The sequence below is a fragment of the Dermacoccus sp. Ellin185 genome, assembly GCF_000152185.1.
In the GTDB taxonomy this organism is placed as follows: Bacteria; Actinomycetota; Actinomycetes; order Actinomycetales; family Dermatophilaceae; genus Dermacoccus; species Dermacoccus nishinomiyaensis.
Genome location: NZ_AEIQ01000069.1, coordinates 39,035 through 61,622, shown reverse-complemented (window position 1 = coordinate 61,622; position 22,588 = coordinate 39,035). Strand labels below are relative to the sequence as shown.

The 22,588-nt window shown below is 68.9% G+C and carries 21 protein-coding genes; 12 read left to right on the top strand and 9 right to left on the bottom strand.

Annotated elements, in window-relative coordinates:
• Positions 1 to 13 precede the first annotated feature (13 nt).
• The 7 genes from rapZ (at position 14) to secG (ending at position 6,504) form a co-directional block, all read left to right on the top strand.
• A complete protein-coding gene (rapZ, locus tag HMPREF0321_RS07340; protein WP_040014671.1) occupies positions 14 to 886 on the top strand; it encodes an RNase adapter RapZ in 873 nt (290 codons plus the stop codon).
• Positions 883 to 1,866, top strand: coding sequence for a uridine diphosphate-N-acetylglucosamine-binding protein YvcK (gene yvcK, locus HMPREF0321_RS07335; protein ID WP_006945440.1), 984 nt, complete (start codon positions 883 to 885; stop codon positions 1,864 to 1,866). The genes rapZ and yvcK overlap by 4 nt, the downstream gene beginning before the upstream one ends.
• An 85-nt stretch (positions 1,867 to 1,951) precedes the next feature.
• Positions 1,952 to 2,929, top strand: coding sequence for a DNA-binding protein WhiA (whiA, locus tag HMPREF0321_RS07330; protein WP_038570925.1), 978 nt, complete (start codon positions 1,952 to 1,954; stop codon positions 2,927 to 2,929).
• Positions 2,930 to 3,084: 155 nt separating this feature from the next.
• Positions 3,085 to 4,092, top strand: coding sequence for a type I glyceraldehyde-3-phosphate dehydrogenase (gap, locus tag HMPREF0321_RS07325; protein ID WP_040014658.1), 1,008 nt, complete (start codon positions 3,085 to 3,087; stop codon positions 4,090 to 4,092).
• Positions 4,093 to 4,104: 12 nt separating this feature from the next.
• Positions 4,105 to 5,301, top strand: coding sequence for a phosphoglycerate kinase (gene pgk, locus HMPREF0321_RS07320; RefSeq protein WP_006945461.1), 1,197 nt, complete (start codon positions 4,105 to 4,107; stop codon positions 5,299 to 5,301).
• Between the two features lie 89 nt (positions 5,302 to 5,390).
• A complete protein-coding gene (gene tpiA / locus HMPREF0321_RS07315) occupies positions 5,391 to 6,185 on the top strand; it encodes a triose-phosphate isomerase (protein WP_006945363.1) in 795 nt (264 codons plus the stop codon).
• 76 nt (positions 6,186 to 6,261) lie between these two features.
• Complete coding sequence (secG, locus tag HMPREF0321_RS07310) at positions 6,262 to 6,504, top strand: preprotein translocase subunit SecG (RefSeq protein ID WP_006945467.1); 243 nt, start codon at positions 6,262 to 6,264, stop codon at positions 6,502 to 6,504.
• Between the two features lie 90 nt (positions 6,505 to 6,594).
• Here secG and pgl read toward each other — a convergent pair whose 3' ends face one another.
• From pgl to tkt, 6 genes are read right to left on the bottom strand one after another with little or no spacing between them, the layout of a single operon-like run.
• The gene (gene pgl / locus HMPREF0321_RS07305) at positions 6,595 to 7,323 is read right to left on the bottom strand and encodes a 6-phosphogluconolactonase (RefSeq protein WP_006945379.1); all 729 of its coding nucleotides are present in this window, start codon (positions 7,321 to 7,323) and stop codon (positions 6,595 to 6,597) included.
• The gene (locus tag HMPREF0321_RS07300; protein ID WP_006945474.1) at positions 7,320 to 8,246 is read right to left on the bottom strand and encodes a glucose-6-phosphate dehydrogenase assembly protein OpcA; all 927 of its coding nucleotides are present in this window, start codon (positions 8,244 to 8,246) and stop codon (positions 7,320 to 7,322) included. Before HMPREF0321_RS07300 ends, pgl begins: the two co-directional genes overlap by 4 nt.
• Positions 8,243 to 9,799 (bottom strand): glucose-6-phosphate dehydrogenase, encoded by a 1,557-nt coding sequence (gene zwf, locus HMPREF0321_RS07295; protein ID WP_006945366.1) that lies wholly within the window; start codon positions 9,797 to 9,799, stop codon positions 8,243 to 8,245. The genes HMPREF0321_RS07300 and zwf overlap by 4 nt, the downstream gene beginning before the upstream one ends.
• On the bottom strand, positions 9,796 to 11,427 hold the full coding sequence (locus tag HMPREF0321_RS07290) for a glucose-6-phosphate isomerase (protein ID WP_006945381.1): 1,632 nt from the start codon (positions 11,425 to 11,427) through the stop codon (positions 9,796 to 9,798). The genes zwf and HMPREF0321_RS07290 overlap by 4 nt, the downstream gene beginning before the upstream one ends.
• Positions 11,424 to 12,545, bottom strand: coding sequence for a transaldolase (gene tal, locus HMPREF0321_RS07285; RefSeq protein ID WP_006945373.1), 1,122 nt, complete (start codon positions 12,543 to 12,545; stop codon positions 11,424 to 11,426). The genes HMPREF0321_RS07290 and tal overlap by 4 nt, the downstream gene beginning before the upstream one ends.
• Positions 12,546 to 12,552: 7 nt before the next feature.
• The gene (tkt, locus tag HMPREF0321_RS07280) at positions 12,553 to 14,700 is read right to left on the bottom strand and encodes a transketolase (RefSeq protein WP_006945425.1); all 2,148 of its coding nucleotides are present in this window, start codon (positions 14,698 to 14,700) and stop codon (positions 12,553 to 12,555) included.
• 121 nt (positions 14,701 to 14,821) lie between these two features.
• On the opposite strand from tkt, the gene HMPREF0321_RS07275 reads away from it, so the two are divergent.
• Positions 14,822 to 15,799, top strand: coding sequence for a heme o synthase (locus HMPREF0321_RS07275; protein WP_006945342.1), 978 nt, complete (start codon positions 14,822 to 14,824; stop codon positions 15,797 to 15,799).
• Between the two features lie 212 nt (positions 15,800 to 16,011).
• Here HMPREF0321_RS07275 and HMPREF0321_RS07270 read toward each other — a convergent pair whose 3' ends face one another.
• The 3 genes from HMPREF0321_RS07270 to HMPREF0321_RS07260 all read right to left on the bottom strand — a co-directional run bounded on the left by HMPREF0321_RS07270 (position 16,012) and on the right by HMPREF0321_RS07260 (position 18,672).
• Positions 16,012 to 16,959: a heme A synthase gene (locus HMPREF0321_RS07270; RefSeq protein WP_240742493.1), complete on the bottom strand. Its 948-nt coding sequence runs from the start codon at positions 16,957 to 16,959 to the stop codon at positions 16,012 to 16,014.
• Between the two features lie 133 nt (positions 16,960 to 17,092).
• Positions 17,093 to 17,932 carry an ABC transporter permease gene (locus HMPREF0321_RS07265; RefSeq protein WP_006945421.1) on the bottom strand — a complete coding sequence of 280 codons (840 nt, stop codon included), beginning with the start codon at positions 17,930 to 17,932 and terminating at the stop codon, positions 17,093 to 17,095.
• Positions 17,929 to 18,672: an ABC transporter ATP-binding protein gene (locus tag HMPREF0321_RS07260; RefSeq protein ID WP_006945449.1), complete on the bottom strand. Its 744-nt coding sequence runs from the start codon at positions 18,670 to 18,672 to the stop codon at positions 17,929 to 17,931. Before HMPREF0321_RS07260 ends, HMPREF0321_RS07265 begins: the two co-directional genes overlap by 4 nt.
• A gap of 151 nt (positions 18,673 to 18,823) precedes the next feature.
• On the opposite strand from HMPREF0321_RS07260, the gene HMPREF0321_RS07255 reads away from it, so the two are divergent.
• From HMPREF0321_RS07255 to HMPREF0321_RS07240, 4 genes are read left to right on the top strand one after another with little or no spacing between them, the layout of a single operon-like run.
• Positions 18,824 to 19,639: a metalloregulator ArsR/SmtB family transcription factor gene (locus tag HMPREF0321_RS07255; RefSeq protein ID WP_006945371.1), complete on the top strand. Its 816-nt coding sequence runs from the start codon at positions 18,824 to 18,826 to the stop codon at positions 19,637 to 19,639.
• Positions 19,636 to 21,054 (top strand): Fe-S cluster assembly protein SufB, encoded by a 1,419-nt coding sequence (gene sufB / locus HMPREF0321_RS07250; protein ID WP_006945377.1) that lies wholly within the window; start codon positions 19,636 to 19,638, stop codon positions 21,052 to 21,054. Before HMPREF0321_RS07255 ends, sufB begins: the two co-directional genes overlap by 4 nt.
• On the top strand, positions 21,054 to 22,265 hold the full coding sequence (gene sufD / locus HMPREF0321_RS07245; RefSeq protein ID WP_006945352.1) for a Fe-S cluster assembly protein SufD: 1,212 nt from the start codon (positions 21,054 to 21,056) through the stop codon (positions 22,263 to 22,265). The genes sufB and sufD overlap by 1 nt, the downstream gene beginning before the upstream one ends.
• Positions 22,262 to 22,588, top strand: coding sequence for a non-heme iron oxygenase ferredoxin subunit (locus HMPREF0321_RS07240; protein ID WP_006945472.1), 327 nt, complete (start codon positions 22,262 to 22,264; stop codon positions 22,586 to 22,588). Before sufD ends, HMPREF0321_RS07240 begins: the two co-directional genes overlap by 4 nt.

Sequence of the window (22,588 nt, the reverse complement as noted above, 5' to 3'; positions counted from 1 at the left end):
GCGAGAGGCAGCCATGTCACACCCACCGCGCGCGGAGTTGATGATCGTCACCGGCATGAGCGGCGCCGGCCGCTCGACGGCCGCGAACGTGCTCGAGGATCAGGGCTGGTACGTCGTCGACAACCTGCCGCCTCAGCTGCTGCCCGACCTCGCCGGGCTCGTCGACGCGAGCGCGGAGGACGTCCCGCGCCTCGCCGCCGTCGTCGACGTCCGCAGCCGCGCGTTCTTCACCGACTTCCGCGCGGGCCTCGAACGTCTGCGTGACGACGGCTGGCGCCCGTCGGTCGTGTTCATGGACGCGACCGACGAGGCGCTCGTGCGCCGGTTCGAGTCGGTGCGCCGACCGCACCCGTTGCAGGGCGAGGGGCGCATGCTCGACGGCATCATCCGCGAACGTGAGATCTTGCGCGACCTGCGCTCGAACGCCGACATCCTCATCGACACGAGCGGTCTCAACGTCCACCAACTGTCGGCGAAGGTGCACGAGCTCGTCGGCGACACGGGCGGGCCGGCGTTGCGCGTCGCCGTCATGAGCTTCGGGTTCAAGTACGGCATCCCGCTCGACGCCGACCTCGTCTTCGACATGCGTTTCTTGCCGAACCCGTTCTGGAACCCGGAGCTGCGCCCGTTCAGCGGAAAGGACGAGGTCGTGCGTGATTTCGTCCTCGGTCAGCTGGGCGCCCGTGAGTTCCTCGACGGCGTCCTCGCGCTGCTCGAACCGATGACGCAGGGCTACCTGCGCGAGGGGCGCAGCTACGTCACGCTCGCCGTCGGCTGCACCGGCGGCAAGCACCGCAGTGTCGCGATGGCCGAGGAACTGGCGAAGCGCCTCGCCTCCGATCAGCTCGGGACCCTCGTCGTCCACCGTGATCTGGGGCGGGAGTGAAGCGCCCCGCGGTCGCGGCCCTCGGTGGGGGGCATGGCCTGTTCGCCTCGCTGGAGGCCCTGCGTCTCGTGACGGACAAGATCACCGCCATCGTCACCGTCGCCGACGACGGGGGCTCTTCGGGGCGCCTGCGCGAGGAGTACGACATCCTCCCGCCCGGCGACCTGCGCATGGCGCTGGCCGCTTTGTGCGACAACTCGCAGTGGGGCATCGCCTGGCGTGATGCGCTGCAGCATCGCTTCCCGGGCGAGGGCCCGCTCGGCGGGCACGCCCTCGGCAACCTGCTCATCGCGGGGCTGTGGGATTCGCTGGGAGACCCGATCCAGGGTCTCGACATGGTCGGGCGCCTGCTCAGCGCGCGCGGGCGCGTCCTGCCCATGTCGTTGCAGCCGTTGCGCATCGACGCCAAAGTCCGCGGCGCCGACCCCGCAGATCCGGACGGGGTGCGCGAGGTCTCCGGCCAGGTCGCGGTCGCGCAGACGCCGGGCACCGTGCTCAACCTGCGCCTGTTCCCCGACCCGCCGCAGCCGTGCCGCGAGGCGATCGACGCGGTGCTCGACGCCGACTGGGTCATCCTCGGGCCGGGCTCGTGGTTCACCTCCGTCATGCCGCACCTGCTCGTGCCCGACCTGCTCGACGCGCTCGTGCAGACGAAGGCGAAGCGGATGCTGACGCTCAACGTCCAGATGGACACGGGCGAGACCTCCGGTTTCTCGGCCAGCGATCACCTCGAGGTGCTCGCGGCCCATGCTCCGGCCCTTCACCTCGACGCGATCCTCGCCGACCCGGGCGTCGTCGGTGATGACGCCCGTGCCCGCGAGGCGCTCGAGTCGTCGGCGGCCGCGTTGGGCGCGAGCGTCGTCTACAAGCCGGTCGCCGACCAGGAGAGCGCCGGCGTCCACGACACCCTGCGCCTCGCGACGGCGTACCGCGACGTCATGGAATCGGCCGCCCGCGCCCAGGCGCGGCGTCGCGCGTGACCACCCGTTTGGGCCGGGTGCCACGCGTTCGGCACAATAGATCCTTCGTCCCGCAGGGCGATCGACGAGGAAGGTGCACGACGACATGGCGATGACGGCAGCGGTCAAGGACGAGCTGGCCCGGGTGGTGGTGACGCCGCAGCAGACCCGCAAGTCCGAGGTCGCGGCCATGCTGCGCTTCGCCGGCGGGCTGCACCTCGTCGCCGGGCGGGTCGTCGTCGAGGCGGAGCTCGACACCGGCGTCGCCGCGCGTCGTCTGCGTACGAACATCACGCAGCTCTACGGTCACACGAGCGAGCTCGCCGTCATGAGTGCCGGCGGCATCCGTCGTCAGACGACGTATCTCGTGCGCGTCGCCAAGCCCGAGCTCGCCGTGCAGACCGGCCTCGTCGATGCGAAGGGCCGCCCGGTGCGCGGGCTGCCGCCGAAGATCGTCAACGGCACCCTCGACGACGCCGCCGCCGCGTGGCGCGGCGCGTTCATCGCCCACGGTTCGCTCACCGAGCCGGGCCGTTCGTCGTCGCTGGAGATCACCTGTCCCGGTTCCGAAGTCGCCCTCGCCCTCGTCGGCGCGGCGCGCCGGCTGGGTGTGCCCGCAAAGGCGCGTGAGGTGCGCGGCGTCGACCGCGTCGTCATCCGTGACGGCGAGGCGATCGGCGCGATGCTCACCCACATGGGCGCCGAGGACGCGCGCCTCGTGTGGGAGGAACGCCGCATGCGCCGTGAGGTGAGGGCCACCGCGAACCGTCTCGCGAACTTCGACGACGCCAACCTGCGCCGTTCGGCGCGCGCTGCCGTCGCCGCGGGCAGCCGCGTCGCGCGGGCGATGGAGATCCTCGGCGAGGACGTGCCCGATCATCTTCGTCAGGCCGGTGAGTTGCGCATCGAGCACAAGGAGGCGAGCCTCGAGGAGCTCGGCGCCCTGGCCGACCCACCGATGACGAAGGACGCCGTCGCCGGACGCATCCGCCGGCTGCTCGCGATGGCCGACAAGCGCGCCGCCGATCAGGGCATCCCCGGCACCGACGCGAACCTCACGCCCGACATGCTCGAGGACGACTGACCCTGCCGCGCCCCGGTCAGCGGCCTGACTGACCGGTAACCTGCCCCGCGGTGCCCCGCGGCCCGCCTGCGTGTCATAGGGTGGAGGTGTTGAAAGACCTCGCGCCTTTCTGGGCGCGTGAGCACTCGATTCCTAGGGAAGGGCAGGGTCCTCAAGTGACCGTCCGCGTTGGTATCAATGGCTTTGGCCGCATCGGCCGCAACTTCTTCCGGGCCGTGAAGGCCTCGGGCGCAGACGTCGAGATCGTGGCGGTGAACGACCTCACCGACAACAAGACGCTCGCCAACCTCCTCAAGTACGACTCGATCCTCGGCCGTTTCGACGGCGAGGTCTCCTACGACGAGGACTCCCTCACGGTCGACGGCAAGAAGATCGCCGCGTTCGCCGAGAAGGATCCGGCGAAGCTCGACTGGGCCTCGGTCGGCGCCGACGTCGTCATCGAGTCCACCGGTTTCTTCACGGACGCCGAGAAGGCCAAGGCGCACCTCACCGGTGGCGCGAAGAAGGTCATCATCTCCGCCCCGGCGAAGAACGAGGACATCACGATCGTCATGGGCGTCAACGACGACCAGTACGACGCGTCGAAGCACACGATCATCTCGAACGCCTCGTGCACGACGAACTGCCTCGCCCCGATGGCCAAGGCTCTCAACGACGGCCTCGGCATCGAGCGTGGCCTCATGACGACGATCCACGCCTACACGGGTGACCAGCGTCTGCACGACGCGCCGCACAGCGACCCGCGTCGCGCCCGCGCCGCCGCGATCAACATCGTTCCGACCTCGACGGGTGCCGCCAAGGCCGTCGCGCTGGTGCTGCCGGAGCTCAAGGGCAAGCTCGACGGTTACGCGCTGCGTGTGCCGACCCCCACAGGCTCGGCGACCGACCTGACGTTCGAGGCTCCGCGCGAGACGACCGTCGAAGAGGTCAACGAGATCGTCAAGAAGGCCGCGAGCGAGGGCCCGCTCAAGGGTTACCTGCAGTACACCGAGGACCCGCTGGTCTCGACGGACATCGTCACTGACCCGGCCTCCTGCATCTTCGACTCCGGTCTGACGAAGGTCATCGGCAACCAGGTCAAGGTCGTCGGCTGGTACGACAACGAGTGGGGTTACTCCAACCGCCTCGTCGACCTGACCACGCTCGTCGGCTCCTCCCTCTGATCGGGGTCAGGCGTGAAGTCCATCAGCGATCTGGGTGATCTGCGCGGCAAGACAGTGTTGCTGCGCAGCGACCTCAACGTCCCGCTCGACGGTTCGACGATCACCGACGACGGCCGCATCCGCGCATCGGTCCCGACGATCCAGGAGCTGACGAAGGCCGGCGCTCGCGTCGTCGTCGTCGCGCACCTGGGCCGCCCCAAGGGCGAGCCGGAGGCGAAGTACTCGCTGCAGCCCGTCGTCGGGCGCCTGTCGGAACTGCTCGGTCAGGACGTGGCGTTCGCCACCGACACGGTCGGCGACTCGGCGCGTTCCACGGTCGAATCCCTCGGTGACGGCGACGTCGCCCTGCTCGAGAACCTGCGCTTCAACGTTGGCGAGACGAGCAAGGACGAGGCCGAGCGCAAGAAGTTCGCCGAGCAGCTCGCGTCACTGGCGGACGTGTTCGTCTCCGACGGCTTCGGTGTGGTGCACCGCAAGCAGGCGTCCGTCTACGACGTGGCGCAGCTGCTGCCGTCGGCGATGGGTGGGCTCGTCAAGACCGAGGTCGAGGTGCTGAAGCAGCTCACCGAGAACCCGAAGCGTCCGTACGCCGTGGTCCTCGGTGGCGCGAAGGTCGCCGACAAGCTGGCCGTCATCGAGAACCTCATGCAGACCGCGGATCGGCTGCTCATCGGCGGCGGGATGGTGTTCACCTTCCTCGCGGCCGAGGGGCACGAGGTCGGCAAGAGCCTGCTCGACACCGAGCAGATCGAGACGGTCAAGGGCTACATCGCGAAGGCCAAGGAGCTGGGCGTCGAGATCGTGCTGCCGAGCGACGTCGTCGTCGCGCCGGAGTTCGCGGCCGACAAGGGCCACGAGGTCGTCTCGATCGACGCGATCCCGGCCGACCAGATGGGTCTCGACATCGGCCCGGAGTCGGCGAAGCTGTACGCGAGCAAGCTGACGGACTGCAAGACGGTGTTCTGGAACGGCCCGATGGGCGCGTTCGAGATGGAGCCGTTCGCCGCCGGGACGAAGGCTGTCGCGCAGGCGCTCGTCGAGGCCACCGAGAACGGTGCCCTCACCGTCGTCGGTGGTGGCGACTCGGCCGCCGCCGTGCGTCAGCTCGGCTTCTCCGACGATCAGTTCGGGCACATCTCCACCGGTGGTGGGGCGAGCCTCGAATACCTCGAGGGCAAGGAACTGCCGGGCATCTCCGTGCTCGGCTGATCTGACCTCCACAGCTGCGAGCCCCGCCTCCGTCGCTTCGGCGGGGGCGGGGTTCGCGGTATCCGATCAACGTGAAAGGGGAAGCCGGCATGGCTTCGACGAAGAACACGCGCACGCCGCTCATGGCGGGCAACTGGAAGATGAACCTCGACCACCTCGCGGGCACTCACCTCGTGCAGAAGCTCGCGTGGGGCCTGGAGGACAAGCGCCACGACTTCGGGGCCGTCGAGGTCGCCATCCTGCCGCCGTTCACCGATCTGCGTTCGGTGCAGACGCTCGTCGACGGCGACAAGCTCAAGCTCGTCTACGGCGCACAGGATCTGTCGCAGCATGACGAGGGCGCGTACACCGGTGAGATCTCGGGCGCATTCCTCGCGAAGCTCGGCTGCACCTACGCGTGCGTCGGTCACAGCGAGCGCCGTCAGTACCACGGTGAGACGGACGAGATCGTCCGCGCGAAGGTCGAGGCCGCGTACCGTCACGGCCTCACGCCGATCCTGTGCGTCGGTGAGCCGCTCGAGGTCCGTCAGGCGGGCGAGCACGTCGAGCACTGCGTCGCCCAGGTGCGCGCCGCCGTCGCCGGTCTCACGCCCGAGCAGGCGTCGACGCTCGTCGTCGCCTACGAGCCCGTGTGGGCCATCGGCACCGGCGAGGTCGCGACGCCCGCCGACGCTCAGGAGGTGTGCGCCGCCGTCCGCGTCGCCCTCGCCGACGCGTTCGACCAGGAACTCGCGAACAAGGTCCGCGTTCTCTACGGCGGCTCGGTGAAGCCGGGCAACGTCGCGGAGATCATGGCCGGGGACGACGTGGACGGTGCCCTCGTCGGCGGCGCGTCGCTCGTCGCTGACGACTTCATCGGCATCTGCACCTACCAGAACGCCTGAGGCTCGGGCACGCGGTACGCTGGGGGCTGATTTCGCGCGGGCTCACGCCCGCCCCGTCGTGAGGTGAGATTTCTTCGTGGACATTGTCAAGATCCTGCTGCAGGGCCTGCTCGTGCTGAGCAGCCTGTTTCTCGTGCTGTTGATCCTCATGCACAAGGGCAGCGGCGGCGGTCTGTCCGACATGTTCGGCGGTGGCTCCGGCGCCAACCTCGGCGGATCCTCGCGCGCTGAGCGCAACCTCAACCGCATCACCGTCGGCGCTGCGACGATCTGGATCCTCGCCATCATCGGCTTGGGGCTCGTCGAACGCTTCAACTGACGGATTCCATCGGCGCCCATGAGCGCCGACGCGACGAAGCTCGTCATCTCCAGCGGGAGGTGACGAGCTTCGTCGCGTTGGATGGGTGCTTCAGGCGCCGGGCCCGGCTGCCGCCTCGTCGAGCCACCAGATCGTGCGTTCGCGTCCGTGTACGCCGGAGGCCGGGTGAGCGGTTCGATCCGTCGAAGTCGACGCGGCGCGCACCGCGTCTGCCTTGTCGGCCCCTGCGATCATGAGCCACACCTCGCGCGCCGCGTTGAGCGCAGGGAAGGTGAGGCTGATGCGCTGCGGCGGCGGCTTGGGGGAGTCGTTCTCCGCCACGACGCTCGTGTCGTCGACGCGTGTCGTCGCGTGCCCGGGAAACAGGGACGCCACGTGCGTGTCCGGACCCATCCCGAGCATGACGACGTCGAACCGTGGCGCCACCGTGGCCAGCTCGTCGCGGTAACGCGCAACGGCCGCGTCGAGGTCGTCACCGTCCGGGCCGTCCGACGCCGCCATGGCGTGCACGTTCGCCGCGGGCACGCCGACGACGTCGATGAGCACCACCCGAGCCTGCGTCTCGTTGCGCTCGGCGTCCCCCGCGGGCAGGAACCGTTCGTCGCCCCACCACAGGTGCACGTGCGCCCAGTCGATGTCGTCGAGGGAGGCGAGAGCTCGCGCACTCGCCTCACCCATCGACCCGCCCGTCAGGACGACGTGGGCGACGCCCCGGGAGGCCACCGCGTCGGCGATGACCTCCCGCAGGCGTTCGGCGATCGCGTCGGCCAGATCAGCCTTCGTCGCCGCCACGCGTCGTTCGACGTTCGCAGCGCTCACGCGTCGTCCTCGGCGGCGAGCTTCGGCAGGCCGCGCACGAGGGCGTCACGGTAGACCTCGTCCTTGTCGAGGCGCCGCAGCTCCTCGGCGAGGGATGCGACCGCGTCCGGGCGCTGCAGCGCCATCTGACGGTCCGGCTGGCCGGGCTGGCTCAGGATCGCCTGCTCACCGTGACGCGTCAGCAGGATCGGGCCGGAAGCACGCTCCAGCTCGACGCTGATGAGGCCCAGACCGGGTTCACCGAGTCGACGCTCGACCGGGCAGCCGAGTTCGACGCCGAGCCAGCCGCCGAGCAGGTCGGTGGAGGCCGAGTCGCTCGCTCCGGTGACGATGACCTTCGTGACCGGCTCGTACGGCGGCACGTCGAGTGCCCCCGCGAGCAGGCCGCGCCAGCGCGTCGTCCGGGCCCACGCCATGTCCGTGTCGCCGGCGGTGTAGTGCATCGCGCGGCGCAGGATCTCGCTGCGCGGGTCGGCCGACAGCGACGCGTCGGTGATGCGACGCTGCGCCATCCGACCGATCGGGGTCTCACCGATGTTCTCGTCGGCCTCCATCGGCCACCACGCGACGACGGGGGAGTCGGCGAGCAGTAGTGGCGTCAGGGCCGACGCGCCGTGCTGCGCGAGGTCACCGTGCAGACGCAGCACGATGATCTCGGATGCACCGGCGTCGCCGCCGAGACGGATCTCGGCGTCGAGCCACGCGTCGGCGGCATCCGGGTCGGCGACGAGCGCGATGATGCGACTCGGGTGCAGACGCGTGGCCTCCGCCGCGACGTGCAGCGACTCCTCGACGTCCTCACCGCGGCAGACGGCGACGAGCGTCATGACACGCCCGATCGTCATCGAGCCGACCTCGTTGCGCAGTTGGACGAGCTTCTTGGAGATCTCCGTCGTCGACGTCTTGTCCAGGTTGACGATCACGGCATCCTCCAGTGGCGTCCGTCGCGGGCCATCATGTCGTCAGAGCTCTGCGGCCCCCACGTGCCCGACTCGTACTGATCGGGCTGCGCATCCAGCGAGGCCCAGAAGTTCTCGATCGGGTCGAGGATCTTCCACGACAACTCGACCTCTTCGTGCCGCGGGAACAACGGCGGATCGCCGAGCAGCACGTCGAGGATGAGACGTTCGTACGCCTCCGGGCTCGAGTCGGTGAACGCCGAGCCGTAGCCGAAGTCCATCGTCACGTCGCGCACCTCGAAGCCGTTCGAGCCCGGAATCTTGGAACCGAACCGCATCGTGACGCCCTCGTCGGGCTGCACCCGGATGACGATGGCGTTGCGGCCGAGCTCCTCGGTCTGGTTCTCGTCGAACGGGGTCACCGCGTTCTTGAATACGACGGCGATCTCGGTGGCGCGCTTGCCGAGTCGCTTGCCGGTGCGCAGGTAGAACGGCACACCCGCCCAACGCCGCGTGTTGATGCCGAGCTTGACGGCGGCGTACGTCTCGGTCTGCGAGTCGGGCTTGATGCCCTCCTCCTGCAGGAAGCCGGGCACCTTCTCCGCGCCCTGCCAGCCCTCGGCGTACTGCCCGCGAGCCGTCGAGGCCGCGAGATCCTGCGGCAGCTTCACCGCGGCGAGCACCTTCTCCTTCTCCGTGCGTAGATCCTTCGCGTCGAAGGTGAGCGGCTGCTCCATCGCCGTGATGGCGAGCAGCTGGAGCAGGTGGTTCTGGATGACGTCGCGCGCCGCCCCGATGCCGTCGTAGTAGCCCGCGCGGCCACCGATGCCGATGTCCTCGGCCATGGTGATCTGCACATGGTCGACGTGGTTGTTGTTCCAGATCGGCTCGAACATCTGGTTGGCGAAACGGAACGCCAGGATGTTCTGCACCGTCTCCTTGCCGAGGTAGTGATCGATCCGGAAGATCGAGTCGGGTGGGAAGACGCTCTCGACGATCGCGTTGAGCTCGCGCGCGCTCTCGAGGTCGTGCCCGAAGGGCTTCTCGATGACGACGCGGCGCCACGCGTCCGGCTTCGTCTCGCTCGGCTTCGTCAGGCCGGCCGTCTCGAGCTGCTCGCAGACCTGCGCGAACGATCCCGGGGGGATCGACAGGTAGAAGGCCGTGTTGCCCTCGGTGCCGCGGCTGTCCTCGAGTTCCTTGAGCGTCTTCGCCAGGTTCTCGAAGGCGGAGGCGTCGTCGAAGGTGCCCTGGACGAAACGGATGCCGTCGGCGAGGTTGGTCCAGACCTCCTCGTCGTAGCCCGTGCGCGCACGCTCCTTGACCGACTCCTTGACGATCTGCATGAAGTCCTGGTCCTCCCAGTCACGTCGGGCGAAGCCGACGAGGGAGAAACCGGGTGGCAGCAGACCGCGGTGGAACAGGTCGTAGATGGCCGGCATGAGCTTCTTGCGGGCGAGGTCACCCGTGACGCCGAAGAGCACGACGCTGCAGGGCCCGGCGATGCGGGGCAGGCGCTTGTCCTCCTTGGAACGCAGGGGGTTGTGGCCCTTGGAGATCTCCGTCGGCGGCGTCACCGGGCCTCGCCTCCGGACATCTTCGTCAGGGCCGCGACGACCTGCTTCAGGCCCGCGTCGTGGTCGGCGAGGTGCAGCCGCAGGACAGGCCGGCCGTGGTCGGCGAGGACGGAGGCGTCACCACCGGCCTGCGCATCGCAGAACTGCCCGAAGGTGAAGTCGCGCCCGGGCACGGCGAGATCCTCGCCGGGGACGGTCGTGATCTGCAGGTACACACCGTTCGCCGGGCCGCCCTTGTGGTACTGGCCGGTCGAGTGCAGGAAGCGCGGGCCCCACCCGAAGGTGACGGGTCGTTCCAGCGCACTCTCCAGCGGCGCGCGCGTCGCGGCCAGCTCGGTGTCGGCGAGACGGTCGAGGTAGGCCATGACGGCGAGGTAACCCGTCGGCGTCAGCTGTGCGACGAGCGCCTGGAGCGCCGCATCGAGCGTGTCGGCGCCCGCGAGGAAGTCGGGGCCCGCCGTGCGAACCTCAACGGCGCCGTCGACGAACGCAGGAGCATCAGCGGCGCCCATGCCCGCGTCGAGCAGTTCGCGCGCCGCGGCCTTCGCCGACTCGACGTCCGGCTGGTCGAACGGGTTGATGCCGATGAGGCGGCCGGCGACGGCCGTCGCGACCTCCCACAGCAGCATCTGCGCGCCCAGCGAACCCGAGACGGTCGTGACGGAGTCGCCCTCAGGGGTGCGCTCGTCGTCCTCGGCCGTGAGCAGGACCAGGTTCTCGTCCGCGGCGAGGCTCGAGGGCTCGTCACGCCCGACGACGACGGGCAGCAGGCCCTTGCCGTCCTTGCCCGTCGACTCGGCGATGAGCTGCTCGATCCAGTCACCGAAGCCCGGGATCTGCGTCCCGGCGTCGGCGAGGATCACCTTGTCGCGCAGGGGAGAGGTGCCCCCGAGCACGGCGCCCAGCTGTAGGCCCGGGTTGGCCCCGTCGTCCTCGGCGAGCAGGTCCGTGACGGACTCGGCCTCGTCGAGCAGGGCCTCGACGTCCGCGCCGGCGAGGCCGGAGGGGACGAGACCGAAGGCGGTGAGAGCCGAGTAGCGCCCGCCGACGTTCGGGTCGGCGTTGACGACGGTGAAGCCGCCGGCACGCGAGCTCTCGTCGAGCGGCGAACCCGGGTCGGTGACGATGACGATGCGCTCGGTCGGGTCGATGCCCGCGTCCTCGAACGCCTGCTCATACACGCGACGCTGGCTGTCGGTCTCGACCGTCGAGCCCGACTTCGACGAGACGACGACGAGGGTGTGCTCGAGGTCCTCGGCGAGGGCGGTGCGCACCATGTCGGGCTGGGAGGAGTCGAGCACGACGAGCGGAACACCCGCGGTCGCGCAGATGACCTCCGGCGCGAGCGACGAACCGCCCATGCCGCACAGGACGACGCGAGTCAGGCCCTGGGAGGTGAACTTCTCGCGCAGCGCGGCGATCTCACCGACGAGAGGACGGGATGAGTTGGCGAGGCCCACCCAGGACAGTCGTTTCGCGGCTTCGGACTCGGCGTCGGAACCCCACAGCGTGGGATCCTGCGCGAAGAGTCGGCTCGCGAACTTCTCGGCGACGAGCGCCGGGACGGCAGCGTCGATCGCTGCCGCCCCGGCACCCACGGTGCCGAGGCTGACACCGGAGGAGGTCACTTGTTCTCGCCTGCCTTCTCGAGTTCGGAACGGACGGAGCCGAGCAGCTCTTCCCAGGACTTCTCGAACTTGTCGAGGCCCTCGGTCTCGAGCTTGTCGACGACGTCGGCGTAGGAGACGCCGGCGTGCTCGAGGGCGTCCATCGTCGCCTTCGCCTCGTCGTAGGTGCCGGAGATGCGGTCGCCCTCGACCGTGCCGTGGTCGGCGAGCGCGGCGAGCGTCTTCGGCGGCATCGTGTTGACCGTGTTCGGCGCGGCGAGCTCGGTCACGTACAGCGTGTCCGGCAGGCTCGGGTCCTTGACGCCCGTCGAGGCCCACAGGGGACGCTGCACGTGCGCGCCGTCGTCGGCGAGGGTCTGCCAGCGCGGCGTCGAGAAGACCTCCTCGAACGCCTGGTAGGCGAGGCGCGCGTTGGCGATGCCGGCCTTCGACTTGAGGGCCTTCGCCTCGTCGGTGCCGACGGCGTCGAGACGCGCGTCGAACTCGGTGTCGACGCGGCTGACGAAGAAGGAGGCGACGGAGCGGATCTTCGACAGGTCCTTGCCGTTCTCACGGGCCTGTTCGAGGCCGGTGAGGAAGGCGTTCATGACGCCGCGGTAGCGGTCGAGGGAGAAGATCAGCGTGACGTTGACGCTGATGCCCTCGGCGAGCACGGCGCTGATCGCGGGCAGACCCTCGACCGTCGCCGGGATCTTGATCATGCAGTTCTCGCGCCCGATCGTCTCCCACAGCTGCTTCGCCATGGTGACGGTGCCCTCGGTGTCGCGCGCCATGCGCGGGTCGACCTCGATGGAGACGCGCCCGTCCTCACCGTTCGTCGCGTCGTAGACGGGGCGCAGGATGTCGCACGCGGCCATGACGTCCTTCGTCGTGATCCCGAAGACGGCCTCGTCGACGCCCTGGCCGGCTGCTGCCAGCTCGGCGACCTGCTCGTTGTAGGCGGAGCCGTCGGACAGGGCCGTCGCGAAGATCGTCGGGTTCGAGGTGACACCGACGACGTTGTTCGTCTCGACGAGCTTCGACAGCTCGTCACCGGTGACCATCGGACGGTTGAGGTCGTCGAGCCAGATGGAGACGCCCGCGTCGGACAAGGCCTGGGTGTTGGCGTTCTGAGTCATGGATGAATCACTTTCCTTCGACAGCTGCGATGGATGCTTCGGCGGCCTCGACGACCTTCGCGGGCGTGAAGCCGAACTCGGTGAACAGCGTCTTGGCGTCGGCCGAGGCGCCGAAGTGGTCGATGCCGACGACACGACCGTCCGTGCCGACGATGTCGTACCAGCTCATCGGGTGGCCGGCTTCCACGGCGACGCGCGCCTTGATGTTCTTCGGCAGCACGCTCTCCTTGTAGGAGTCGTCCTGTGCGTCGAACCACTCGCGGCACGGCATGGAGACCACACGGGTGGCAACACCCTTGGCCTCGAGTTCCTTCCGCGCCTCGACGGCGAGCGACAGCTCCGACCCCGTGGCGATGAGGATGACGTTCGGCTCGCCCTCGCTGTCGGCGAGAACGTAGCCGCCCTTGGTGGTGCCCTCGGCGGATGCGAACTCGGAGCGGTCGAGCGTCGGCAGCTCCTGACGGCTCAAGATGAGGCCGGTCGGGGCATCCGTCGTCTCGAGGATCCTCTTCCACGCCTGAGCCGTCTCGTTCGCGTCACCGGGGCGCACGACGTTGAGGTTCGGGATGGCGCGCAGCGCGCTCAGGTGCTCGATCGGCTGGTGCGTCGGGCCGTCCTCACCGACGCCGATCGAGTCGTGCGTCCACACGAACGTCGACGGGATCTGCTGGATGGCGGCGAGGCGCACCGCGGGGCGCATGTAGTCGGAGAACACGAGGAACGTGCCGCCGTAGGCGCGCGTCAGGCCCTCGAGCTCGATGCCGTTGAGGATCATGCCCATGGCGTTCTCGCGGATGCCGAAGTGCAGCGTACGGCCGTACGGGTTGCCCTTCCACGTGCTCGTCGAACGCTCCTCGGGGATGAACGACGGCTGATTGTCCATCGTCGTGTTGTTCGAGCCGGCGAGGTCGGCGCTACCGCCCCACAGCTCGGGCACGACGTCGGCGAGTGCGTTGAGCACCTTGCCGGACGCGGCGCGGGAGGCGATGCCCTTGGCGTCGGCCTCGAAGACCGGGAGGGCCTCGTCGAAGTTCGCCGGCAGCTTCTTGGCCTGGACGCGCTCGAGCAGCTTCGCCGCCTCGGGGTTGGCCGACTTCCACGCGTCGAACTTCTTCGTCCACTCGGCGTGAGCGGCCTGTCCGCGCTGGATCGCCTTGCGGGTGTGCGCGATGACGGCGTCGTCGACCTCGAAGGTCTGCTCCGGGTCGAAGCCGAGCAGCTCCTTCGTCGCCTTGATCTCGTCGTCACCGAGCGCGGAACCGTGGGCCTTGCCCGTGTTCTGCTTCGTCGGCGCGGGGTAGGCGATGATCGTGCGCAGGATGACGATGGAGGGCTTGTCCGTGACCTTCTTGCCCTCTTCGATCGCCTCGAACAGCGCGTCGACGTCCTCGGTGTACTTGCCGCCGTCCTTCGCGGAGGCGCGCCAGTCGACGACGCGCACGTCCCAGCCGTACGACTCGTAGCGCTTGGCGACGTCCTCGGAGAAGGAGACGTTCGTGTCGTCCTCGATCGAGATGTAGTTCTCGTCATAGACGAGGGTCAGGTTGCCGAGCTGCTGGTGACCGGCCAGGGAGCTGGCCTCGGCCGTCACACCCTCCATGATGTCGCCGTCGGAGGCGATGACGTAGACGTGGTGGTCGAACGGCGACTCGCCGGCCGGCGTCTTCGGGTCGTACAGGCCCTTCTGACGGCGCTGCGCCATCGCCATGCCGACGGCGGAGGCGAGGCCCGATCCGAGCGGGCCCGTCGTGATGTCGACGCCCTTGGTGTGGTGCACCTCGGGGTGGCCGGGGGTCTTCGAACCCCACGTGCGAAGCGCCTTCAGGTCGTCGAGCTCGAGGCCCGAACCGGACAGGTAGAGCTGGACATACTGCGTGAGCGAGGAGTGACCGCAGGACAGGACGAAACGGTCGCGGCCGATCCACTCGGTGTCGGTGGGGTCGTACGTCATGAGGTTCTGGTAGATGAGGTAGGCGACGGGTGCCAGGCTCATCGCGGTGCCAGGGTGGCCGTTGCCGACCTTCTGGACAGCGTCGGCGGCCAGCAGGCGGGCCGTGTCGACGGCCCGGACGTCGATGTCGCTCCAGCCGGCCTTGTCAGCCTTCGGCAGGGCGAGTGCGTCGGAACGCTCGGGGGTGGACTGATCCGTGGTCACGGGTCTGGCTCCTTCGTGTCGGAATCGAACTCGAGGCGAGCCTAGTCCTCGTCGAGGTCGCGAGTCACCCTGAGTAGACTGGCCTGAGACGGACCCTCGTCCGTCTGCCCCGATCGCACCGATGAAGGACACCGTGACAGCGCTCGAACAGGACACGACCGTGCCGAACCGCGAGGCCACAGGCCCCGTCGGTGACCGCTCGCTCAAGGCGAAGATCGGCGACTACGTCGCGCTGACGAAGCCGCGCATCATCGAGTTGCTGCTCGTCACGACGTTCCCGGTGATGTTTCTCGCCGAGCGCGGCGTACCGGAGGCATGGCTCATCGTCGCGACGCTGGTCGGCGGCACGCTGTCGGCGTCCTCGGCGAACGTGCTCAACTGCTACCTCGATCGAGACATCGACAAGCTCATGCACCGCACCGAGGGGCGACCGCTCGTCACGGGGGCGATCACGCCGCGGGCCGCGCTGATCTTCGGCCTCGTGCTCGGCGTCGCCGCGACACTGTGGCTGGGGCTGCTCGTCAACTGGCTGAGCGCATGGCTCTCGCTCGGCGCCATCGTGCTGTACGTGGGCTTCTACACGATCCTGCTGAAGCGCCGCACGTCGCAGAACATCGTGTGGGGCGGCGTCGCCGGATGCATGCCGGTGCTCATCGGCTGGTCCGCCGTCACGAACTCGGTGTCGTGGTCGGCGCTCGTGCTTTTCCTCGTCGTCTTCTTCTGGACGCCGCCGCACTACTGGCCGCTGTCGATGCGGTTCAAGGACGACTACGCGAACGCCGGCGTCCCCATGCTGCCCGTCATCGCCGAGGACGTGACCGTCGGGAAGCAGATCGTCGCCTACTCGTGGGTGACGGTGCTGACGTCGCTCGCGCTCATCCCGATCGCGCCCATGGGATGGATCTACGCCGTCATCGCCGTCGTCTCCGGCGCCGTGTTCCTGCTCGAGGCGCACATGCTGCTCAAGCGCGCAAAGGAAGGCGCCCCGTACTCGGTGCTCAAGCCGATGCGCCTGTTCCACTACTCGATCAGCTACCTGACGCTGCTGTTCATCGGCGTCGCCCTCGACCCGATCTGGTACTACGCGGTCATCCGCTGATCACACCGAGTCACCGAAACGCATCGACTCACTGACGAAGCGGGCCCCACCATCTGGTGAGGCCCGCTTCGTCGTCCGGTGGACACACTCGCGATTCATGTCCACCCCTGCGATTTTCGTCCACATTTGCGGCCACCTGGTCAGGTCCGACGATTGCCGCCGCCAGCGATGAGACGGGTCGTGGTGGAGGGGAAGTCGGCGGAGCAGGCGTCTCAGGGGCGCTCGCGCAGGCAGCAGAGGGCCCAGGTCATCCACGTGACGAGCAGGCACGCGCCGAGCATGTGGAACAGCACCGGCACCCACGGCACGCCCGTGAAGTACTGGACGTAGCCGAGCACGCCCTGCAGCAGAGTGATGACGAGCAGGCCGATCCAGGTGCGTCGCGTGGTGGCAGGGCTGCGCAGGACGAACAGCGAGAGCAGGACGGCGACGACGAGCCCGCAGAACAGCATGACGGTGTCGGCGTGCAGCCACGCGACGCTCCGCGCGTCCCACCCGGTGCGGGCGGGCTCGTCGGCATCACCGCTGTGCGGACCGGAACCGGTCACCATCGTGCCGAGCACGAGAACGACGAACGCGAGAACGGCGGCGATCTTCGCGACGACGGCGATGGGCGTCGGCACGAGCGGTCGCTTCGGCCCGTCGCCCTCACGCCCACGCCACACGAGCCACGCGGACGCCGTGACGAGCAGCATCGACAGCATGAAGTGCAAGGCCACGATGAACGGGTTGAGATCCATGTGAACCGTGATGCCACCGACGACGGCCTGCAGCACGATGCCGAGGACAACGCACCCGGCGGGCAGGAGCAGGCGACGACGCGTGCGAGCCCAGAAGAAGATGCCCAGGCACAGCGCGATGGCGACGATACCGACGACGCCCGTCAGCGTCCGGTTGCCGAACTCGATGTACTTGTGCCAGGACTGTTCCTGCTCCGGCACCGGCGTGTACGAGCCGGGAACGCACTGCGGCCATGTCGGGCACCCGAGCCCCGAACCGGTGAGACGCACGAGCCCACCCGTCACGACGATGCCGATCTCGACGACCAGGTTGAGCCAGAACAGCCGCTTCAACCACGGGTTGACGGGACGAGATTCAGGAGGCGCGACGGGCGCGGCGCCAACGGCCGCGTCGGACGTCATCGGGGAGGAGTGAGTCACGACATCCAAGCGTAGTGGGCGCCCATCACAGATCGGACGCCCGGGCGCGCCTGGGGCGGGGACCTTCGTCACCACCTGCCGGAGCCACGTGGGCGCTAGGCACAGGCTCGCTTGCCACGCAGCAGGGAAAATTTCAGTCGGACCAGCGGAACAACCGCGACGCGGCGAACGTCAGCACAGCACCCCAGATGACGAGCACGACGAGGGGGAGCGCCAGCGCTCCCGAGCCGGTGAGCGCCGAGCGCAGACCGTCGCCGAGCGCGCCGGTGGGCAGGAAGCGCGCGATCGGCTCCCACCACGACGGGTACTGCGTGGTCGCGAGCAGCAGGCCACCGCCGACAGCGAGCAGGACCCACAGCAGGTTTGCGACGACGAGGACACCCTCGGCGCGGATCCGGCCCGCGACGACGAGAGCGAGGGCGACGAATACCCAGCACCCGAGCAGCAGGAACACGATGGCGAGCGGCACGCCCGCCCAGTGCGGGTGCCAGCCGAGCACGAGCCCGAGCCCGCCGAGGACGAGCGTCTGCACCGCGACGACACCGGCGACCGCCACCGCCTTGGCGACGAGCAAGCCGCGGCTGCCGAGGGGTGTCACACCGAGCAGTCGCAGCACGCCGTAGCGTCGGTCGAAGCCCGTCGCGATGGCCTGGCCGGTGAACGCCGTCGACACCATGGCGAGGGCGAGGACGCCCGGCGTCGCGAGGTCGATCCGGCGCCCCGGGCCGAGATCCGGCGTCGAGGCGAAGTGCAGTCCGAGCAGGGCCATCGCCGGGAGCAGCAAGGAGACGAGCAGCTGCTCGCCGTTCGCGAGCAACGTGCGGCCCTCGAACGCCGCCTGGGCGCGCATCCGTCGGCCGGGCGCAGCCGCCCGGGTCGTTGCGTCAGCAGCCATCGAGCGCTTGGAGGGCACCTCGGCCATCGATGTCGTCGAGGACGCCGACGTCGCCGGGGTCGAATCGGGGCGGGTCATCGCGCGGCCTCCGTCAGGTCGAAGTAGACGTCCTCGAGGTCACGCCCGTGGGTGACCGCATCCAGCGTGCCCTGCGCCACGCACGTTCCCGCGTTCATGATGACGACGTGGTCGGCGAGGCGTTCAGCCTCCTCGAACGAATGCGTCGTGACGACGACGCTCGCGCCGCGGTCGCGTTCGTCGCTGATGATCGCCCACACCTCGCGGCGGGCGTGCGGGTCGAGGCCGGCGGTGGGTTCGTCGAGGAACAGCAGGTCGGGCTGCCCCACCATCGCCGCCGCGAGTGCGACCCGCTGGCGCTGGCCCCCGGACAGGCGTCGCACGCTCGTGCGGTTGAACGACGGGATCTCCAGGCGCGCGGCGAGCTCGTCGACGTCGCGGGGGGCGCGGTAGAACGACGCGAGGTGACGCAGCAGCGCCATCGGCTTGGTTCCCATCGGCAGCCCGCCGTCCTGCAGCATGACACCGACGCGCGCGCGATGATCGGCATCGGCGTTCCACGGTTCGACCCCGAGCACCTGGATGCTGCCCGAATCGGGGCGCCGCAGCCCCTCTGCCATCTCGATGACGCTCGTCTTGCCCGCGCCGTTGCGGCCGAGGACGGCCGTCACTCGACCGGCGGGAGCGCTCCACGACAGCCCGCGCAGGGCGGGGTTGCCGGAGTAGGCGTGCGTGACGTCGCGGATGTCGACGGCAGCCCTCGCGGCGCCGTCGTCGGGGCTTGCGGGCAGTTTCGGCACCCGTGAAGTCTACGCGCGACCCGGCGCCGGGCCCGGGCGCGTCGACTCCCGCGTCGAGGTGAGGTGAACCTCAGTTTCACTCTCCGAGGGAATTACGCAACATTGGTGTTGTTAATTTAGGTGTGAGCCGTTCACGCGAAGGAGGTCGACCATGAACACGCCCACGAACGTGAGCACGCAGCAGGCGGCCTCGAACGCAACGGCACCGGCCACCTCGACCCGCGAACGCGTCCGTACGGCCGTCTCCGAGCACGGCCCCGTGACGGCGGCCGAGCTGGGGCAGCGGATGAACCTCACGCCCGCGGCCATGCGCCGTCACCTCGACGCTCTGCTCGCTGACGGCCTCATCGCCGAACGCGGGGCCCCGACGACAGGTGCACGCCGGCGCGGTCGCCCTGCGCGCGCCTACGTCCTCACCGAAGCCGGCCACGGCGCGATGCCCGACGGCTACGACGCTCTCGCCTCGCAGGTCATCGAGCACCTCATCGAGCTCGGGGGAGAGCAGGCACTCGTCGCCGTCGCCCAGGAACGCGCCCGCGAGCTGGCCCACAGCGTCCGTCCCGCCGTCGAGGCCGCCGGTGACGACCCCGACGCCCGCGCCGACGCCCTCGCACGCGCCCTGTCCCGTCAGGGCTTTGCCGCCTCGACGCGTCCCGTCGCGGAGGGAACCCCGCTCGCCGGCGTACAGCTGTGCCAGGGGCACTGCCCGGTGCAGCACGTCGCGGCGAGCCACCCCGAGTTCTGCGAGGCCGAGCGTGCCGCGTTCTCCGAGGTCCTGGGCGTGCACGTGCAGCGCCTGGCCTCCCTCGCGCACGGTGACCACGTCTGCACGACGTTCATCCCGACGCCCGCCGTGCCACGAGCGCAGGACGCCGGCCCGCCAGGACCGCACGCCGCGCCCGGCGTAAGCCGCCACCTCGACACCCCAGACCAGACCGACGCCCACCAGAAGAAGGAGCAGCGATGAGCACCATCGAAGAGCTCAACCCGGGTCTTGCCGACCTCGGCCGCTACGAGTACGGATGGGCGGACACCGACACCGCCGGCGCATCCGCGAAGCGTGGCCTCAACCCCGACATCGTCGCGGACATCTCGGACCGCAAGAACGAGCCGGAGTGGATGAAGAAGCTGCGCATGAAGTCGCTCGGCCTCTTCGAGAAGAAGCCGATGCCGAACTGGGGCAGCGACCTCACGGGCATCGACTTCCAGAACATCAAGTACTTCGTGAAGTCGACGGAGAAGCAGGCCACGACGTGGGACGAGCTTCCCGAGGACATCAAGAACACGTACGACAAGCTCGGCATCCCGGAGGCTGAGAAGCAGCGCCTCATCGCGGGCGTCGCCGCGCAGTACGAGTCTGAGGTCGTCTACCACCAGATCCGTGAGGACCTGGAGGAGAAGGGCGTCATCTTCGTCGACACCGACACGGGCCTGCGTGAGCACGAGGAACTCTTCCGCGAGTACTTCGGCACCGTCATCCCCGCCGGTGACAACAAGTTCGCCGCGCTCAACACGGCCGTGTGGTCGGGTGGCTCGTTCATCTACGTGCCGAAGGGTGTCCACGTCGACATCCCGCTGCAGGCCTACTTCCGCATCAACACGGAGAACATGGGCCAGTTCGAGCGCACGCTCATCATCGCCGACGAGGGCTCGTACGTTCACTACGTCGAGGGCTGCACCGCGCCGATCTACAAGACCGACTCGCTTCACTCGGCCGTCGTCGAGATCGTCGTGAAGAAGAACGCACGCGTGCGCTACACGACGATCCAGAACTGGTCGAACAACGTCTACAACCTCGTCACGAAGCGCGCCACCTGCGAGGAGGGCGCGACGATGGAGTGGATCGACGGCAACATCGGTTCCAAGGTGACGATGAAGTACCCGGCCGTCTTCCTCATGGGCGAGCACGCGCGCGGCGAGACGCTGTCGATCGCGTTCGCCGGCGAGGGCCAGCACCAGGACGCCGGCGCCAAGATGGTGCACGCCGCCCCGAACACGAGCTCGACGATCGTGTCGAAGTCCGTCGCCCGTGGCGGTGGCCGTACGTCGTACCGCGGTCTCGTGCAGGTGCTCGAGGGCGCCGAACACTCGAAGAGCTCCGTCGTCTGCGACGCGCTGCTCGTCGACCAGATCTCCCGCTCCGACACCTACCCCTACGTCGACGTCCGTGAGGACGACGTGCAGATGGGCCACGAGGCGACCGTCTCGAAGGTGTCCGAGGACCAGCTGTTCTACCTGCGCAGCCGCGGCCTGTCCGAGGAAGAAGCGATGGCGATGATCGTCCGCGGCTTCGTCGAGCCGATCGCCCGCGAGCTGCCGATGGAATACGCGCTCGAACTCAACCGTCTCATCGAACTCCAGATGGAAGGAGCCGTCGGCTGATGACCGCCGAGATCTCTGAACTGGGCAAGACCTCCCAGGCCACCCTCGCAGGCCAGCACACCGACGGCGGGTTCGTGCCGGACCAGTCGCGCGCCGAGCGCAAGAAGTCGTTCGACGTCGCCGACTTCGGCGTGCCGAGCGGGCGCGAGGAGGAGTGGCGCTTCACCCCCGTCGACCGCCTCTCGCCGCTGCTGGCCGAGAAGGTCACGGACGACGACGCGCTCACCGTCACGATCGAGGGTGAGGGTTTCGAGACCGGCACGCTCGCGATCGGCGAGGCCCCGCGCGGCACCGTCCTGACGCCGGGCGACCGCGCGTCGGTGCTCGCGCACGCGCTGACGCAGGACGCGAGCCACCTCGTCATCCCCGCCGAGGCGGAGCTGACGCAGCCGGTGCGCCTGACGATCCACGGTGAGGGCGCCGACAAGCGCGCCAACGGCCATGTCGTCATCGAGGCCAAGCACCACTCGAAGGCTCTCGTCATCCTCGATCACACCGGCTCCGCGCAGGTGACGGCCAACGTCGAGATCATCACCGAGGACGGCGCCGATCTCACGCTCGTCTCCGTCCAACGCTGGGACGACGACGCGCTGCACCTCGCCGATCACACGGCCCTCGTCGGTCGTGACGCGTCATACCGCCACATCGCGGTGACGCTCGGTGGCGCCATCGTCCGCATGAACTCGAACGTCCGCTACGCGGGCCCCGGCGGCGAGGCGACGCTGCTCGGCGTCTACTTCTCCGACGCCGGTCAGCACCTCGAGCACCGCTCGTTCGTCGACCACAACGCGCCGCGCTGCACCTCCCTCGTCACGTACAAGGGCGCACTGCAGGGCGAGACGGCCCGTACCGTCTGGGTCGGTGACGTGCTGATCCGCGCCGAGGCCGAGGGCATCGAGACGTACGAGCTCAACCGCAACCTCGTCCTGACGGACGGCGCCCGAGCCGACTCCGTGCCGAACCTCGAGATCGAGACCGGCGAGATCGAGGGCGCTGGCCACGCGAGCTCGACGGGCCGTTTCGACGACGAGCAGTTGTTCTACCTGCAAGCACGCGGTATCCCCGAGGCCGAGGCGCGTCGTCTCGTCGTGCGTGGCTTCTTCGCGGACATCATCAACAAGATCGGTGTCCCCGAGGTCGTCGACCCGCTCATGCAGGCCATCGAGGCCGAGCTCGCGGCGACGCAGGAGATCGTCGAGGAGCAGGCATGAGTGAGAACGTCGAGTGGGTCAACCTTGCGAGCGTCGAGGAGATCCCGCAGCCCGGCGCGATCAAGGTCGACGTCGACGACCTCGTCATCTGCCTCGCGAAGGACTCGAACGGCGTCATCCACGCGCTCGATGACACGTGCACGCACGCGGCCGTGTCCCTGTCCGAGGGTGAGGTCGACGACGACGGCATCGAGTGCTGGTTGCACGGCTCGAAGTTCAACTATGAGACGGGCAAGCCGATGAGCCTTCCCGCGATGCAGCCCGTCAACGTCTACCCGACGAAGATCGACGGCTCGGCCGTGTTCGTCGGCATCCCCGCCTGA